This window comes from Vibrio sp. TAP-3B (genome assembly GCF_057784735.1).
The window spans coordinates 24,768-42,592 of sequence record NZ_CM173495.1 but is presented as its reverse complement, the minus strand read 5'-3'; the positions used below and the strand labels follow the sequence as shown (position 1 = coordinate 42,592).

Genomic DNA, 17,825 nt, shown 5'->3' with positions numbered 1-17,825 from the left:
TACGAAATAATTATTCTTGGTGTTTTTTCTTGTAGTCTGCAACCGCTGCTTTGATTGCATCTTCAGCAAGAATTGAACAGTGAACTTTCACTGGTGGAAGCTCTAGCTCTTCAGCAATTTCCGAATTCTTGATTGCTGCGGCTTCGTCAACTGACTTACCTTTAACCCACTCTGTGACTAGTGAGCTTGATGCGATTGCACTACCACACCCGTACGTTTTGAATTTTGCATCTTCAATGATACCTTCCGATGTCACCTTGATTTGCAGTTTCATTACGTCACCACAAGCAGGAGCGCCAACCATGCCGCTACCTACTGATAGATCTTCTTTGTCAAATGAACCAACGTTACGTGGGTTCTCGTAGTGATCAATTACTTTTTCGCTATATGCCATAATAAATTACCTCGAATCCTCTATTCTAATCCCTGAGATTAATGATGTGCCCATTCAACTGTGCTCAAATCAATCCCTTCTTTGTACATATCCCATAGAGGAGACATGTCGCGTAGCTTAGTTACTGCAACGCGGATTTGTTCAATTGCGTAATCAATTTCTTCTTCAGTTGTAAAACGACCGAATGAGAAACGAACCGAACTATGAGCCAGCTCGTCATCCATACCAAGGGCACGAAGAACGTAAGAAGGCTCTAGACTTGCAGAAGTACAAGCACTACCAGAAGAGACCGCGAGATCTTTTAACGACATCAGTAGTGACTCACCTTCTACGAAAGCAAAGCTGATATTTAAGTTATGTGGAACACGCTGCTCAAAATCGCCGTTTACCGTTACCGCTTCCAAATCTTTCACACCGTTAAAAAGACGATTACGAAGCGCTAGCGCGTGGTCGTAGTCTTTCTGCATATCTTCTTTTGCGATACGGAATGCTTCACCCATACCCACGATTTGGTGAGTTGCTAGTGTGCCAGAGCGGAAACCACGCTCGTGACCACCACCGTGCATTTGCGCTTCAAGGCGAATACGAGGCTTACGACGTACGTAAAGTGCACCAATACCTTTAGGCCCGTAAGCTTTGTGTGCAGACAGTGAGATTAGGTCAACCTTCATCTCTTGAACATCGATTGGCAACTTACCTGCAGATTGTGCAGCATCAACGTGGAATACAATTTTATGTGCACGACATAGCTCACCAATCGAAGTGATGTCTTGTACCACGCCAATCTCGTTGTTTACGTGCATGATAGATACCAGCACGGTATCTTCACGCATCGCGGCTTTTAGCTTTTCAAGGTCGATCAGGCCATTTGACTCTGGCTCTAGGTACGTCACATCAAAGCCTTCACGTTCTAATTGACGACATGGGTCAAGAACCGCTTTATGCTCGGTTTTACATGTAATAACGTGCTTACCCTTTTTAGAGTAAAAGTGCGCTGCACCTTTAATCGCAAGGTTGTCAGACTCTGTCGCACCCGATGTAAATACGATTTCGCGAGGATCTGCATTTAGAAGGTCAGCAATTTGCTCACGAGCAGTATCGACCGCTTCTTCTGCCTGCCAGCCATAACGATGCGAACGTGACGCTGGGTTGCCAAATGTACCATCCATTGTCATGTACTGAACCATTTTTTCAGCGACACGTGGATCAACTGGACATGTAGCGGAATAATCAAGATAAATAGGCAGTTTCATTCTCTACTCCAATGTAAAAAGCTGACCGCTAAGAGCGGACGTTTACACCGATGGGCGCGGCGGTTGTATTTTTGTTTGATAGCCCATGGGTTACCACCAGATCAATGTTCTGACGGTCTGAAATTTCTAGGACTTCATTGTCTCTCATCAACTCACCAAGAGTGATGTTATTCAAGAAGTCACCAATGCGAGAGCTTAAGTCACGCCATAATGTATGAGTTAAGCAACGGGTCCCACCTTGGCAATCTCCTTTACCTTGGCATTTAGTTGCGTCAACTGACTCATCAACGGCTGCAATCACGGTACCAATAGCGATGCTATTTGCGTCGGCACCAAGTCGGTAACCACCACCAGGACCACGAACGCTGGAGACCAGACCTGCTTTGCGCAATTTTGAAAATAACTGCTCTAGGTAAGAGAGCGAGATACCCTGACGTTCTGAAATATCAGCAAGAGGCACAGGGTTTTGTTGCGAATGCAGTGCCACATCCAGCATGGCTGTCACCGCATATCTTCCTTTAGATGTAAGTTTCATACCACACCGTATCCACATGGTTTGTAATGGTTAAGATTTTTCCATACCTGAGTAAAATGGTCAAGTATTTATTTGACCATTTTACTCAGGTATTCATCCTTACACCTAAAGTGGTTATTGTTTGTTCAAAGTTTTTTCAATCGAGGTCAAAATGCCACGAAGAATGTTTAGCTCCTGAGCTTCTGGTCTTGCTCGTGAGTATAAACGACGAAGCTTGTTCATCACTTGCCCTGGCTGGTCTTTGTTAATGAATTGGGTTTCCACCATCACCTTTTCAAGGTGCTCGAAGAACATCTCAAGTTCTTTATGGCGTGGGTACTCTTCTGATTCATTTAAGGCGAACTGGCTCTGCTCAAGGTTTAAGTGCGCAACGCGAATTTCGTAGCTCAGCGTTTGAACGGCCATTGCTAAGTTGAGCGAGCTATATTCTGGGTTTGCAGGAATGCAAACATGATAATGGCACTTTTGTAACTCTTCGTTTGTTAACCCCGTTCTTTCACGACCAAACACGAGGGCAACTGGATGTTTTTGACCTTCTAAAGCAAACTTTTCTCCACACTCACGTGGTTCAAGCATTGGCCACTCTAAAGTACGTGAACGCGCACTTGAGCCCACAACGAGACTACAATCTTCAATGGCGGCCTCTAGCGTGCTGACCACCTGAGCATTTTGTGCAATATCAGCGGCACCAGCAGCCAAAGCGAGGGTTTGTTCATCCACTTCACACTGAGGATCAACCAATACCAGTTGACTTAATCCCATGACTTTCATCGCTCGTGCAGCCGAACCAATGTTGCCTGAATGAGAAGTTCCGACGAGTACGACTTTTACTTGATCCAACATCTGTGTTTGCTACCTAAATTAAAACCGCAGGATATTACCATAATTTTTTAACACACCCTAGAGTGAAGCAGGCCTCTGCTATCATTCTTAGTCATTGTTGTGGCGTGCGACTCGGTCAATAACATGACACTGAACAACTTAGAACAAAAAACAACCACTTCCCTTTTGACTGATCTCTGGTATACTCGCCGCCGCTTTAAATTGTTCTTTAACATCCGTTGGGAAAATCGTATGCATCCAATGCTAAACATTGCTATTCGCGCTGCGCGAAAAGCAGGCAATCATATTGCTAAATCATTAGAAAACACAGATAAAGTAGAATCTTCACTGAAAGGCACTAATGACTTTGTCACTAATGTAGATAAAGAAGCAGAATACATCATCATTGATACTATCAAGCAATCTTACCCAGAGCACGGTATCATTGCTGAAGAGCAAGGTCTTATCGAAGGTAAAGATCAAGACGTACAATGGATCATCGACCCACTGGATGGTACAAATAACTTTGTTAAAGGCTATCCACATTTCGCAGTTTCTATTGCAGTTCGCATCAAGGGCAAAACTGAAGTTGCCTGTGTATACGATCCAATGCAAAACGAGCTGTTTACCGCCCAACGTGGCGCTGGTGCGCAGCTAAACAGCGCACGTATCCGCGTTACTCCGCTAAAAGACCTTCAAGGTACAATTCTAGCAACAGGTTTCCCATTCAAACAGAAGCAACACTCTGAATCTTTCATCAAGATCATTGGCTCTTTATTCACAGAATGTGCTGACTTCCGTCGCAGCGGTTCTGCAGCTCTTGACCTATGTTATGTTGCTGCTGGTCGTGTTGATGGTTACTTTGAACTCGGTCTAAAGCCATGGGATATGGCTGCGGGTGAACTTATCGCTCGTGAAGCAGGTGCAATCCTAACGGACTTTGCTGGCGGTACCGAGTACATGAAGTCTGGAAACATCGTTGCTTCAAGCGCTCGTGGTACAAAATCTATTCTTAAACACATTCGCGAAAGTGGCAACAGCGCACTCCTTAAGTAAGAATATTTAGTCCATTTTAAAAGCCCTGCTCAATGAGCAGGGCTTTTTTGTGTCTTACACAATTTCACTCTCCACAAACCTTGTTATACCTATCAAATAAATGAGTGAGCAGAAATAACGTAAAACGTAAGAAGAATACTTAATGTTTCCACGCTATGAGCGAGTATTTACACTGGTTAGGTAAAGACCTTTATTATTTTTAATTAAGCTCTGTACGTGATAACCCAGAAACAAAAAAACCGCTGATTGCTCAGCGGTTTTTCGTTTTATATTCTCAGTTAGCTTTATGGCATCTCGTCGAATTCTGCCCCTTCTTTCTCTACTTGTGGTGGCATCAAATGCTCTTTCTGGATACCCAGTTTTAGAGCCAATGCTGATGCAACATAAATAGAAGAATAAGTACCAACCGTAATACCAAGCAGCAGTGCAGTCGCGAAACCGTGAATCATCGCCCCCCCCTGCATGAACAGTGCGATCACCACAAACAACGTTGTACCCGAGGTAATCAAGGTACGGCTCAATGTCTGTGTGATGGAGGCGTCCATGATATCGGCCGGCTCACCTTTACGCATTTTACGGAAGTTCTCTCGGATACGGTCAAATACCACAATGGTATCGTTGAGCGAGTACCCCACAACCGTGAGTAGCGCCGCCACGATGGTTAGGTCAACTTCGATCTGCAATAACGAAAATACACCTAACGTGATGATGATATCGTGCCCTAGTGCCATTACCGCACCAGCCGCTAAACGCCATTCGAATCGCATTGATACATAAATCAGGATACAGATCAGAGAAACAAGGATCGCAAGACCACCAGCTTCTGTTAGCTCATCACCGACATTTGGACCCACGAACTCAATACGGCGCATTTCTACGCTTTCGCCCGTACTGTCTTTGATTGCACCAATAATTTGGTTGCCCAGCATTTCACCAGAAACGTCGTCTCGTGGACGAAGACGAACCATCACTTCACGCGAGCTACCAAAGTTCTGTACCGTCGCATCGCCAAAGCCTTTTGAGTCTAGGCCGGTACGAATTTTTTCCAGATTTGCAGGTTTTTCAAAACCTACTTCAATCAGCGTACCGCCCGTGAAGTCCAACCCAAAGTTCAACCCTTTAGCTGACAAAGTAAAAATGGAGGTCGCTATCATCAAGATTGAGAAAATGAACGCCACTTTCGACCAACGCATAAAGCCGATCGTCTTCTCCGCTTTTAGAATTTGAAACATATTAATTCCCAGCCTTAGATCGACAATTTATCAACGCGTTTGCCGCCGTACATTAGGTTCACGATACAACGTGTACCTATGATGGCGGTGAACATTGACGTTAAGATACCGATTGATAGTGTTACCGCAAAACCTTTTACTGCACCTGTACCTACCGCGAATAGGATAATCGCCGTGATAAGGGTTGTAATGTTTGCGTCAGCAATCGTGCTGAATGCGTTCGCGTAACCTTGGTGAATCGCTTGCTGTGGACTGCGTCCATCTCGAAGCTCTTCACGGATCCGCTCAAATATCAGTACGTTCGCATCGACCGCCATACCGACCGTCAATACAATCCCAGCAATTCCTGGCAACGTCATAGTCGCCCCTGGAATCATCGACATCACACCAATGATGAGCACTAAGTTCGCCATTAGAGCAATGTTGGCAATCAGGCCGAAACCACGGTAGTACAGCAAGGTAAAGAGCATTACCGCAGCCATACCCCAAATCATCGCCATGATCCCCATATCGATGTTTTGCTGACCCATCGATGGGCCTATGGTGCGCTCTTCAACGATAGAGATAGGCGCAATAAGGGCACCAGCACGCAGTAGTAGTGCGAGATTATGCGCTTCAGCAGCCGAGTCGATACCTGTAATACGGAAGTTACGCCCAAGAGCCGATTGAATCGTCGCTTGGTTAATGACTTCTTCATACTTATCAAGAATGACTTTACCTTCAGGCGTACGACGATCGCTGTCTTTGTACTCTGCAAACACGGTAGCCATTAGCTTACCAATGTTCTTTTTAGAGAACGCAGACATCTTGTTACCACCTTCACTGTCTAGCGAGATATTAACCTGTGGACGACCATACTCATCGACACTCGAGCTTGCATCAGTGATGCTTTGACCACCCAGAATAACACGTTTCTTAAGTACGACAGGGCGACCATCGCGGTCCATTTTGATTTCACTGCCAGCGGGGGCACGACCATTCGCCGCAGCCGATAAGTCGGCTTTGTCATCGACTTCGCGGAATTCTAGCGTTGCCGTGGCACCCAGGATTTCTTTGGCACGGGCCGTGTCCTGCACACCAGGAAGTTCAACCACGATTCGACTTGCACCTTGACGTTGAACCAGTGGTTCTGCAACCCCCAGTTCGTTTACACGGTTGCGCAAAATTGTGATGTTTTGCTCTACCGCGTAGTTACGGATCTCTTGCAAGCGTTGCTCGGTAAAAGTTGCGGTAAGTGCGTAACGCCCATTTGAATCAGACTCGACAAAGTTCATGTCTGGATGATTCGTCTCTAGCGTACGCTTAGCTTCAGCCAATTGTTCTTCATTACGCAACAGCACTTCTACTGCTTCTTTGCCAGAAGGACGAATCGCTCGGTAACGAATTTTCGCTTCGCGAAGTTCACTACGGAAAGCTTCTTCTTGTTGACCGACCAGTTTTTCCATTGCCGCATCCATATCCACTTCCATTAAGAAGTGAACACCACCACGAAGGTCAAGACCTAATTTCAATGGTGACGCGCCAATTGCTTCTAACCAGTCTGGCGTAGAAGGGGCAAGGTTAAGTGCAACAATTGTGTCTTTACCAAGCGCTTCGCTGATGACATCACGAGCACTGATTTGAGTGTCAGTGTCGTTAAAACGAACAAGAATTGATCCATTTTCGAGAGCAATGGACTTGTGAGAGAGTTGCTCTTTATCAAGAGCAGTAGTGACAGCATCCAGCGTTGACATATCTACAGAGGCGCCACGCGCCCCTGTAACTTGAATAGCCGGATCTTCACCGTAGATATTTGGAAGTGCGTATAACGCAGCGGTGATGATGGCAAAAAATACCATCAAATACTTCCATAATGGATAACGGTTTAGCACAGCGAGGATCCTTTAGCTGTTTTATAGAGACTTAAGCGTACCTTTTGGTAACACTGCAGTGATGAAGTCTTTCTTGATGACGACTTCATTGTTCGCGTTAAGCTCAATTGAAATGTAGTCATTATCTTCAGCAATCTTAGTGATTTTACCCACTAGACCACCGCTGGTTAAAACTTCGTCGCCTTTACCCATAGAAGCCATAAGGCTCTTGTGCTCTTTAACACGTTTTGCTTGTGGGCGGTAAATCATGAAGTAAAAGATCACTGCGAACATGCCAAGCATGATAAGCATTTCAAAACCGCCGCCTGCTGGCGCGCCTTCTGCTGCTGCGTGAGCCTGAGAAATAAACATTAAAACATCCTCATTATATTTTATTTAATAATCCAACAAGTTGGGCTTTCGCATTCTAGATTCAAGTTTGAGAGTAATGAATAGAGATCACTCTCTCAAAAATAACGTACGTTAGCCTACTTCATTCGCAAAAGCCTCTGGCGACATGCCAAAGGCTTTAATTCTTTTAAGCTTTGCTTAGTGGTGGCACTTCGCGGTCACGGCGTGCATAAAACTCTTGTACAAACTCATCGAAACGGTCTTCATCAATCGCCTGACGAATGCTTTCCATCAAACGCTGGTAGTAACGCAGATTATGGATTGTATTCAGGCGCGCACCTAGGATTTCATTACAACGTTCTAGGTGATGAAGGTACGACTTGCTGTAGTTTTGACAAGTGTAACAGTCACAGTGCGGATCGAGAGGCGTTGTATCTGTTTTATGTTTCGCATTACGGATCTTGATCACACCACCCGTCACAAACAAGTGACCATTACGCGCGTTACGTGTTGGCATGACACAGTCAAACATGTCGATACCACGGCGAACACCTTCAACCAAGTCTTCTGGTTTACCCACGCCCATTAGGTAACGTGGTTTGTCTTCAGGAAGCTGCGGACAAGTGTGCTCAAGAATACGGTGCATGTCTTCTTTAGGTTCGCCGACTGCCAAACCACCAACCGCGTAACCGTCAAAACCGATTTCCGTTAGACCTTTTACCGACACATCACGTAGATCTTCGTAAACACCACCTTGAACAATACCAAACAGGTTGTTCGGGTTTTCTAGCTTCTCGAAGTGATCACGTGAGCGCTGTGCCCAACGTAGTGACATCTCCATCGATTTCTTCGCTTCGTCATGGGTCGCTGGGTATGGCGTACATTCATCAAAGATCATTACGATGTCAGAACCGAGATCTTTTTGAATTTCCATCGACTTTTCTGCGTCCATGAAAATCTTGTCACCATTTACCGGATTGCGGAAATGAACGCCTTGCTCGGTGATGGTGCGCATCTTACCTAGGCTGAATACTTGAAAGCCACCTGAATCCGTCAGAATAGGACCATGCCAGTTCATGAAATCATGCAGGTCACCATGCATTTTCATTACTTCTTGACCAGGGCGTAACCATAGGTGAAACGTGTTACCTAACAGAATTTCTGCACCCGTGCCTTTCACTTCTTCAGGGGTCATGCCTTTAACCGTACCGTAAGTACCAACTGGCATAAACGCAGGAGTTTGAACAGTGCCACGCTCAAAGGTCAATTGACCACGACGCGCATTGCCGTTTTTCTTCTTAAGATCAAATTTTAATTTCACGATGCCTCCGGGTGTCAGAGAAACAATCTGACTGAGTGTTTAGGGCTCTACCCTACTTTAAGGAGCGGTCGCTTTTCCTTGCGAGAGACAAAGCAGAGGTTCTGCTCTATTTCTTAGCTTACTGCTAGCACTCGTAAATCTTATTTTTTACTAAATCATTTTCTTCTTGATGAACATTGAATCACCATATGAGAAAAAGCGATATTTGTTTTCTACCGCATGCTTATAAGCATTCATGGTGTTCTCATAACCAGCGAACGCACTTACCAACATAATCAATGTTGATTCTGGTAGGTGAAAGTTAGTGATCAAGCAATCCACCAACTGGTATTCGTAACCTGGGAAAATAAAGATTTCGGTATCACCAAAAAATGGCACGAGCTCGGTGCCTTTCTTCAATGCATCTTGCGCAGCGCTTTCAAGTGAGCGTACCGATGTCGTACCTACCGCAATAATGCGACCACCTCGTGCTTTCGTCGCTTTAATTGCTTCGACGACTTCTTGCGGTACTTCTACGTACTCAGCGTGCATATGGTGATCGTTGATGTTTTCTACTTTTACTGGCTGGAATGTACCCGCACCAACGTGCAAAGTGACGTAAGCAAACTCAGCCCCTTTGGCTTTGATCTGCTCAAGTAGAACATCATCAAAGTGCAAACCTGCTGTCGGCGCGGCTACGGCGCCTGGTTTTTGGTTATAAACCGTTTGATAACGCTCTTTATCTGAGTTTTCATCTGGACGATCGATATATGGAGGTAATGGCATGTGGCCAATTTCTTCCAAAATCTCTAGAACCGTCTTATCAGAATTGAATTTCAGCTCAAATAGGGCATCATGACGCGCCACCATTTCGGCTGAATATTCATCGTTCTCTCCCACAAGAATAGTGCTACCTGGCTTGGGTGATTTAGAGCAGCGAACATGCGCAAGGATGCTTTTTTCATCAAGCATCCGCTCCACCAGCACTTCTAGCTTGCCGCCCGATTCCTTACGACCAAACATACGTGCAGGAATAACACGGGTATTATTGAAAACCACTAGGTCACCGGGTTGAACTTGGTCTAGTACATCGGTAAACGTGCCATCCATTATTTCTCCGGTGTTGCCATCCAGTAACAATAGTCGACTCGCGGTACGCTCTGGTTGAGGGTAACGAGCGATAAGTTCATCTGGAAGGTCGAAGTGGAAATCTGATACTTGCATGCTACTTGTCTTATATATTGATAAAATCACGTCTAAAGCGACAATAAAATTGCGACGAGTTTTTCGCAGCAGACTAGTATATGTTTACATGCTGCAATAGCAAGCTAATCCCCCAATATTGACTGTAAAAGCTTTTATTAAGAGTGTAATAAAACGTGAAATGTTCAGAATATATACAAACAAAAAAAGCAGCGAAGTTCGCTGCTTTTCGTTTTTCTTAACACTGAGGTGAATCTAGCTATCGCGTCTACGCAACCACCCCAGAGTGATTAATAACCCCAACAACCAAACACCGACGCTACCACCATCGCCTTCTGAGCCCGTGAAGTTGCAGTTGTTGGTGGCAATGCCATCGTAACAGCCCCCTCCACCATCGCTTTCATCGCTTCCCTGATTGGCATCTCTAATGAAGTTTGGCTCAATGATATAATCACTCGGCGGAACATCAGCCGTAATATAAGACTGCACCCAGCCATAATAATGGCTCACTTTGGTATAAAAACTCGGGATGGTCAGTGAGCCACATGTTGGCAGAATTAAAGGCGCGCCGCTAACAATACCAATCTGTTTGCCCGTAGCAACATCCAAGAGCGGACCTCCACTATCGCCTTTACATGCGGAGTTACCATATTGAGTATTGCTGTCCGGTTCAAGCACTTGATTCTTAGTAGGCAGGGTACAAATCTTAGTTTGATTTTCACGCGAATTAATGACCCCTGGGAAACGACTGCCAATTTCTAAACGCTCATAACATTTGTCGATAGGAAGAAAACTACTGATGGTCGTTTTTAACGTATCAGATGATTCTGACGCGTCAGGCTTGGTTGTCCCCCACCCAAAGACTTGCACGTTATCTACACGCTGATTGGTCAAGTCATTATCGTTCCAATCAGCAGCAAGACGTGCTTCAATGCTTTCCATCTCGACCTTTGTGGCTAATTCAGCAAATCTGGCATTTGCAACTGGGCGCGTTAAATATAAAAGTGCAATATCTGAATCTAAGCCAGTTTGAATCGGTTGGACGTTACCATTGCTATCGGTTTTGGCTTTAGAAATACGGGTATAATCGGGATGAACCACAACATGAGAAACCGCATAGAAGTTATCTAGACTTGCAGCGTTCAAGTCATAAACGTTCGCCGTGATCGACAGTTCGCCCGGCGCTGTCACATAGTAGCTTGCTTCATTGATTCCCTCGCCCATCACAACACAATGGGCCGCTGTTAATACCCATTGCTCAGCTAACATGGTTCCGCCACACGATGGAAAATCAGCCATGTTACTAACTCGTAATGTCACGCGATCCACCGGATCGGTCTCTTCTGTACCCAATATAATTGCCTGTGCTGATTGCACACTGAATGCCACGACTGCTATCGCGATTAATTTCTTGTACATAGTTATCTTCAGATCTAGTAAGCCTAATTGTATCTTCGTCTAGAGGCTTAACGAGGAGAATCAAACAAGTAAAAATGTGCGATTCAATTCATTGGATTAAATTTTTAGGCTCATTTATTACCCATAAAAAGTGCCAACTGCCTCGCACACAAAACAGCTGCCTTTAAATTAACAAAAGTATAAATTGTCGATTAATGGCGCCGTAAAAAAAACATGCCATCGTATTAAACTATTTAATTGATGAAAAACGAGTTAGCTCCCAGATATACGGTGAAATATTCTCTATATTTAAATAAAGAACAATGCAGCTGGAGGTCTCTATGATCAAGGTAGAAGACATGATGACACGCAACCCTCATACCTTGTTACGCACGCATACTTTACATGATGCAAAAAGCATGATGGACGCGCTCGATATTCGACATATTCCGGTTGTTGATGCCAATAATCATTTACAAGGCTTGGTGACTCAACGCGACATTCTTGCAGCTCAAGAATCCAGCTTGCACCCAGATGAGGCAGAACAATCTTTTACTCTAGATACCCCTCTCTACGAAATGATGCACACCAACATCATGACTGCCGAACCCATCGCAGGACTCAAAGAGAGCGCCATTTATATGCAAAAACATAAAGTGGGCTGTTTACCAATAGTAACTAAAGGTCGGTTAGTGGGGATTATCACCGATAGCGACTTTGTGACGATTGCGATTAACTTATTAGAACTGCAAGAAGAAGTGGAGCCGGAAGAAATCGAACCCGAAGAATAAGACCGATCGCAGTGAATCAGTTTTCTGGGATAGTTTAAGGAAAACACACGAGAAAAAACCAAAAAAGAGCGGCTGAGTTGCCGCTCAAATGTCATTACTGACGCTGGTTAAGAAAGGGGGTCGATGTTAATTAGAACTGGTCTTCTTCAGTAGACCCCGTTAATGCAGTAACGGAAGACTGACCACCTTGGATGGTGTTAGTCATTTTGTCGAAGTACCCCGTCCCCACTTCCTGCTGGTGCGCCACGAAAGTGTAACCTTTATTGGCCGCTTGGAATTCAGGGCGTTGAACTTTTTCAACGTAATGACGCATGCCTTCACCTTGAGCATAAGCGTGTGCCAATTCAAACATGTTGAACCACATGTTGTGAATACCTGCTAGCGTAATGAACTGATACTTATAACCCATGTTTGCCAATTCCTGCTGGAACTTAGCAATGGTCTCTGCATCCAAGTTTTTTTCCCAGTTAAACGATGGTGAGCAGTTATACGCCAGTAATTGATCAGGGTACTCTGCATGTATCGCTTCTGCGAATTTACGTGCCTCTTCTAGACAAGGTGTTGCCGTCTCACACCATATGAGATCGGCGTATGGCGCGTACGCTAAGCCGCGAGAAATTGCTTGGTCAATGCCAGCACGTACGCGGTAAAAACCTTCTGCCGTGCGCTCACCTTCAATAAAGTCTTTGTCGTAAGGGTCACAGTCTGACGTGATCAAATCTGCTGCGTTCGCGTCGGTGCGAGCGATAACGAGCGTTGTAGTGCCAGCTACGTCGGCTGCCAAACGAGCCGCAACCAGTTTTTGCACCGCCTCTTGTGTTGGAACCAATACCTTACCGCCCATGTGACCACACTTTTTAACAGACGCAAGTTGATCTTCAAAGTGGACACCTGCGGCTCCCGCTTCAATCATCGACTTCATGAGCTCGTAAGCATTGAGCACACCGCCAAAGCCAGCTTCCGCATCGGCAACGATAGGTAAGAAATAATCGATGCCGCCCTCTTCAGGAGATTTACCTGCAGACCACTGGATTTGGTCAGCACGACGGAAAGAATTGTTGATACGCTTAACCACAGACGGAACAGAGTCTACTGGGTACAGAGATTGGTCAGGGTACATAGTTGAAGCGGTATTGTTATCCGCAGCAACTTGCCAGCCGGATAAGTAAATCGCCTCGATGCCAGCCTTCGCTTGTTGAACCGCTTGACCACCTGTTAATGCACCTAGGCAGTTTACGTAACCTTTTTTCGCACTGCCGTTGACCAGTGACCACAACTTATCGGCACCACGTTGTGCAATTGTGTTTGCTGGTATCATCGAACCACGCAGTTCTACTACTTCTTCAGCCGTATAAGTACGTTTAACGTTTTTCCAGCGTGGGTTGGTTGCCCAGTCTTTTTCCAGAGCTTCAATTTGTTGGCGGCGAGTCAATGTCATTGGTCTATCCCTCTTTATAATTTGCACTTTTTTGCGTGCGTTGAGTTTCCGTTCTCAGGCAGTACATCCCTCTCTGCCTTGAAAGTTCTTCACGTTATGATGAGTATTACTATCGAAATTTCTAGTCTAGGTAGTCATAACCTGGAATGGTTAAAAAGTTGGTCAGTTCGTCGCTAGTAGTTAGCTTCGCCATTAATTGCGCTGCTTCTTCAAAGCGACCAGCTTGATAACGCTCTTCTCCAACTTCTTGTTTGACGACTTCAATTTCTTCTTTTAAGTAGGTTTCAAACAAGGCTTTGGTAACTTGTTGACCGTTGTCGAGCGATTTACCATGCTGAATCCATTGCCAAATCGAAGCGCGTGATATTTCTGCCGTTGCTGCGTCTTCCATCAAACCATAAATCGGCACACAACCATTTCCTGAAATCCAAGCTTCGATGTATTGCAGCGCAACACGAATATTGTGGCGCATGCCTGTCTCGGTGCGCTCGCCTTCACATGGCTCGAGTAATTCAGCCGCGGTGATAGCGGCATCCTCTGAGCGACTCACATCTAATTGATTGGTGCGTTCGCCAAGTACTGCACTAAACACTTCCATTGCAATATCTGCCAAGCCAGGGTGTGCTACCCACGTACCATCATGGCCGTTGTTTGCTTCTAACGACTTGTCGGTCTGGATTTTATCTAATACTTTTTGATTCTCTTGCGGATCTTTGGATGGGATAAAGGCGGCCATTCCTCCCATCGCAAAAGCACCACGCTTATGACAAGTACGCACCAGTAATCGCGAGTAAGCATTTAAGAACGGCTTATCCATGGTCACGACTTGACGATCTGGCAGCACACGATCTGAATGTTTTTTCAGTGTTTTGATATAACTAAAGATGTAGTCCCAGCGACCGCAGTTCAATCCAACAATGTGCTCTTTTAGCGAGAACAAAATCTCATCCATTTCGAATACGGCCGGTAGCGTTTCGATAAGAACCGTGGCTTTGATCGTACCGGTATCAAGACCAAAATAATCTTCCGTGAAATGGAAAACTTCGCTCCACCATTTGGCTTCATGGTGCGACTGAAGTTTAGGAATGTAAAAATATGGACCGCTGTTTTTTTCCAGTAACGCTTTGTAGTTATTATAGAAATAAAGAGCGAAATCAAACAGCGCGCCTGGAATGATCTTACCGTGCCACGTAACGTGTTTTTCTTTTAAATGAAGACCGCGAACACGGCAGATCAACACCGCTGGATCGTCTTCCAGCTGATAATGCTTGCCATTGCCAGGATTGGTGTAGCTTATGGCGCCATTAACGGCATCACGCAAGTTCACTTGTCCATCAAGCACTTTACTCCAGGCTGGTGACATTGAATCTTCGAAGTCTGCCATGAATACTTTCACATTCGCATTCAGTGCGTTAATCACCATCTTGCGATCTGTCGGGCCTGTAATTTCCACCCTGCGATCTTGCAGATCTGGCGGAATCCCTAGGATCTTCCAACTCCCTTCACGAATGTCTTGGGTCTCAGGTAAAAAGTCTGGCAACTCACCAGCGTCGATACGTGCTTGCTTCTCTTCTCGTGCTTCTAGCAACGGTTCAACACGTCCAGCAAACTTTTCACACAGTAGAGATAAAAAGGTTTGGGCTTCAACAGGGAAAATAATTTGATGTTCAGGCGCTACAACTCCGGTCACTTCAAGTATCGCTTGGGCCTGTGGTAATGGTTGTGTTTTTTGTTCTGTCTGAGCAAGCATAATCATTCATCCTTAACGTGCTTATCTATCTTAGGCTGCCAACCTAAAGCTACATTTGTAAGTTACGAACAACAAATCACATCCTTCAACTTTGTGTTCAACTCATTTAGCTATGCCGATAGATTGCGTAATCTTAAGTGCATTTACAATCTAGACATAAGTCTTATCTGCCTTTAAATAAGCTATATCAACACAGAGGTTAGCGAAACCCCCAACACCAACAAAACAGAAAATTCAAAGTTTTATTCGCATGATAAAAACCGCTATCTCGACTCCTATTTTTGTATATTATTACGTAATTAAATTACGTTAATTTTAAAGTCGCTTTCTCAATTCAAACGAGCGTATGAATATGAACTCACAAAGAAACACCTTTATTCGTAAGGGCTAGCGTGATGAATTCAGACAAGGATTAAACAAGACACATGAGGCATTGTGTAAAGTTAACATTGTGAAATTTCACTATTTTATGAAAACTTCATCAAAGAAGAGCTGTGAAATTTTACAAGTTAAAGTTCACCAACAGCATAAAATGCTAAGAAGCGCACTAAAAACAGTGCGCTTTTGAAGGGATATAGGAAGAATGTTAGCTAATACTAATAGCTAAAGTAGTTCAGAAACGACTTCTGCAAGTTGATTAAATGTTTTCGTTCGCGATGAACTCGGGCGCCACACTAAGCCAATTTCGCGATAGGCTTGTTTCCCTGGGGGATCGATCACCACTAAATTCTGATTGTGCAGCAAACCATGATCGATAGCCATTTGAGGAATAAACGTTGTCCCTAAGCCATTCGCCACCATCTGCACTAAGGTATGAAGACTGGTCGCCGTAAACGGATTGATTTTTTCCTTGTCCGTCAATTTACACGCTGATACCGCGTGTTCCGTTAAGCAATGCTCTTTCTCTAGTAAAAAGACGGATTCGTCCGGTAAATCAGCGTAACGAATCGGCACAGGCACCGATTGAGCTTGATTTGCACTAATGACCATCCGAAATGGGTCCTTACCCACCACTCGACTTTCCATACCATCAATTTCGACAGGCAGCGCTAAAATGAGCACATCTAACTCACCATGTCTGAGCGCTTGCAGTAGATTAGTCGTCGTGTCTTCTCTTAATAAAAGGTTCAGCTGCGGGAAACGGTCGTTTATTTCTTGCACAAGATCACATAATAAAAACGGGGCAATCGTAGGAATGCATCCCACTTTTAACTGCCCTTGCATTTCGTCGCCTTGGCACATGCGTCCAAGCTCAACCAAATCTTGCCCTTTCGCTAATAATTCTCGTCCTTGCTTGACCACCATTTCACCCGTTTGGGTAAAAACTAATGGGCTCTTCTTGTCTTTCTTTTCATATAAAGGGCAACCAATCAATTCTTCTAGGTTCTGAATACCTTTACTTAAAGTTGACTGACTGACAAAACAACGCTCTGCGGCATCGCTAAAATGTCGTGTTTCATGCAGCGTGACTAAATAGTGCAACTGCTTCAAACTGGGCCATTTATTCATAATTTTGTTTGTATATACCGTCGTTCCAGTGATCGAGATAATAGTTTTGGTTTTATCGCTTTTTTCGATTAACTCAATCTATTTATTTCGCTTTTTTCTATACTACAATCTGTACTATAGTTTGTCTTGTACAAACACGGACCAAACCGACACAACTGAATTCGGTTTGGAACTAACCATACTTTTTAGGAGCAAAAAAATGGTACTAGTAGGTCGTCAAGCCCCTGACTTTACTGCAGCAGCTGTTCTAGGTAACGGTGAAATCGTTGAAAACTTCAACTTTGCAGAATTCACTAAAGGTAAGAAAGCAGTCGTATTCTTCTACCCACTAGATTTCACTTTCGTTTGCCCATCTGAGCTAATCGCATTCGACAACCGTCTGGCTGATTTCCAAGCTAAAGGTGTTGAAGTGATCGGTGTTTCTATCGATTCTCAGTTCTCTCACAACGCATGGCGTAACACTGCTATCGAAGATGGCGGTATCGGTCAAGTTAAGTACCCACTCGTTGCTGACGTTAAGCACGAAATCTGTAAAGCTTACGACGTTGAGCACCCAGAAGCAGGCGTTGCTTTCCGTGGTTCTTTCCTAATCGACGAAGAAGGCCTTGTACGTCACCAAGTAGTTAACGACCTACCACTAGGCCGTAACATCGACGAAATGCTACGCATGGTTGACGCGCTTAACTTCCACCAGAAGCACGGCGAAGTATGTCCGGCACAATGGGAAGAAGGTAAAGCAGGTATGGACGCATCTCCAAAAGGTGTTGCAGCGTTCCTATCTGAACACGCATCAGACCTAGGCAAAAAATAATAGACCTTCACCCTAGCTCAACGGGTGTCATGGTTGGATGTATATAAAACAAAAAGTTATAGCGGAAAATCGCAAACGCCAATCAGTCTAAGTAAAGTCTTATCAAAGCCCAGAGCCCTTGCTCTGGGCTTT

At 44.7% G+C, this 17,825-nt stretch carries 16 protein-coding genes; 3 read left to right on the top strand and 13 right to left on the bottom strand.

The window, feature by feature from the left end:
* Positions 1-10 precede the first annotated feature (10 nt).
* The 4 genes from iscU to trmJ all read right to left on the bottom strand — a co-directional run bounded on the left by iscU (position 11) and on the right by trmJ (position 3,025).
* Positions 11-394 (bottom strand): Fe-S cluster assembly scaffold IscU, encoded by a 384-nt coding sequence (iscU, locus tag AC3D28_RS00205; RefSeq protein WP_098416391.1) that lies wholly within the window; start codon positions 392-394, stop codon positions 11-13.
* 38 nt (positions 395-432) lie between these two features.
* Complete coding sequence (locus tag AC3D28_RS00200) at positions 433-1,647, bottom strand: IscS subfamily cysteine desulfurase (RefSeq protein ID WP_098416392.1); 1,215 nt, start codon at positions 1,645-1,647, stop codon at positions 433-435.
* 28 nt (positions 1,648-1,675) lie between these two features.
* A complete protein-coding gene (gene iscR, locus AC3D28_RS00195; RefSeq protein WP_098416393.1) occupies positions 1,676-2,182 on the bottom strand; it encodes a Fe-S cluster assembly transcriptional regulator IscR in 507 nt (168 codons plus the stop codon).
* 114 nt (positions 2,183-2,296) lie between these two features.
* The gene (trmJ, locus tag AC3D28_RS00190) at positions 2,297-3,025 is read right to left on the bottom strand and encodes a tRNA (cytosine(32)/uridine(32)-2'-O)-methyltransferase TrmJ (protein WP_488535169.1); all 729 of its coding nucleotides are present in this window, start codon (positions 3,023-3,025) and stop codon (positions 2,297-2,299) included.
* Between the two features lie 231 nt (positions 3,026-3,256).
* On the opposite strand from trmJ, the gene suhB reads away from it, so the two are divergent.
* Positions 3,257-4,060 (top strand): inositol-1-monophosphatase, encoded by an 804-nt coding sequence (suhB, locus tag AC3D28_RS00185; protein WP_488536024.1) that lies wholly within the window; start codon positions 3,257-3,259, stop codon positions 4,058-4,060.
* A 284-nt stretch (positions 4,061-4,344) separates the two neighbouring features.
* Here the strand turns inward: suhB and secF are convergent, their stop codons facing one another.
* From secF to AC3D28_RS00155, 6 genes are all read right to left on the bottom strand, one after another.
* A complete protein-coding gene (gene secF / locus AC3D28_RS00180; RefSeq protein WP_488535168.1) occupies positions 4,345-5,292 on the bottom strand; it encodes a protein translocase subunit SecF in 948 nt (315 codons plus the stop codon).
* Positions 5,293-5,306: 14 nt separating this feature from the next.
* Positions 5,307-7,163, bottom strand: coding sequence for a protein translocase subunit SecD (gene secD / locus AC3D28_RS00175; protein ID WP_098416396.1), 1,857 nt, complete (start codon positions 7,161-7,163; stop codon positions 5,307-5,309).
* A 21-nt stretch (positions 7,164-7,184) separates the two neighbouring features.
* Positions 7,185-7,514: a preprotein translocase subunit YajC gene (gene yajC, locus AC3D28_RS00170; protein ID WP_098416397.1), complete on the bottom strand. Its 330-nt coding sequence runs from the start codon at positions 7,512-7,514 to the stop codon at positions 7,185-7,187.
* Between the two features lie 166 nt (positions 7,515-7,680).
* Positions 7,681-8,814, bottom strand: a complete 1,134-nt coding sequence (gene tgt / locus AC3D28_RS00165) for a tRNA guanosine(34) transglycosylase Tgt (RefSeq protein ID WP_098416398.1) — start codon at positions 8,812-8,814, stop codon at positions 7,681-7,683.
* A gap of 150 nt (positions 8,815-8,964) precedes the next feature.
* Positions 8,965-10,017: a tRNA preQ1(34) S-adenosylmethionine ribosyltransferase-isomerase QueA gene (gene queA, locus AC3D28_RS00160; protein ID WP_488535167.1), complete on the bottom strand. Its 1,053-nt coding sequence runs from the start codon at positions 10,015-10,017 to the stop codon at positions 8,965-8,967.
* A 234-nt stretch (positions 10,018-10,251) separates the two neighbouring features.
* Positions 10,252-11,415, bottom strand: a complete 1,164-nt coding sequence (locus AC3D28_RS00155) for a trypsin-like serine protease (RefSeq protein WP_488535166.1) — start codon at positions 11,413-11,415, stop codon at positions 10,252-10,254.
* A 320-nt stretch (positions 11,416-11,735) separates the two neighbouring features.
* Between AC3D28_RS00155 and AC3D28_RS00150 the strand changes: the two genes are divergently transcribed.
* Positions 11,736-12,185, top strand: coding sequence for a CBS domain-containing protein (locus AC3D28_RS00150; RefSeq protein ID WP_488535165.1), 450 nt, complete (start codon positions 11,736-11,738; stop codon positions 12,183-12,185).
* A gap of 130 nt (positions 12,186-12,315) precedes the next feature.
* Here the strand turns inward: AC3D28_RS00150 and aceA are convergent, their stop codons facing one another.
* The 3 genes from aceA to AC3D28_RS00135 form a co-directional block, all read right to left on the bottom strand.
* Entirely contained in the window at positions 12,316-13,623 is a 1,308-nt protein-coding gene (gene aceA, locus AC3D28_RS00145; RefSeq protein WP_098416402.1) for an isocitrate lyase, read from the bottom strand.
* Between the two features lie 121 nt (positions 13,624-13,744).
* Positions 13,745-15,373: a malate synthase A gene (aceB, locus tag AC3D28_RS00140; protein ID WP_488535164.1), complete on the bottom strand. Its 1,629-nt coding sequence runs from the start codon at positions 15,371-15,373 to the stop codon at positions 13,745-13,747.
* Positions 15,374-15,976: 603 nt separating this feature from the next.
* A complete protein-coding gene (locus AC3D28_RS00135) occupies positions 15,977-16,882 on the bottom strand; it encodes a hydrogen peroxide-inducible genes activator (protein WP_488535163.1) in 906 nt (301 codons plus the stop codon).
* A 199-nt stretch (positions 16,883-17,081) separates the two neighbouring features.
* Between AC3D28_RS00135 and AC3D28_RS00130 the strand changes: the two genes are divergently transcribed.
* A complete protein-coding gene (locus AC3D28_RS00130; RefSeq protein ID WP_098416406.1) occupies positions 17,082-17,693 on the top strand; it encodes a peroxiredoxin C in 612 nt (203 codons plus the stop codon).
* The last annotated feature ends 132 nt before the right edge of the window (positions 17,694-17,825 follow it).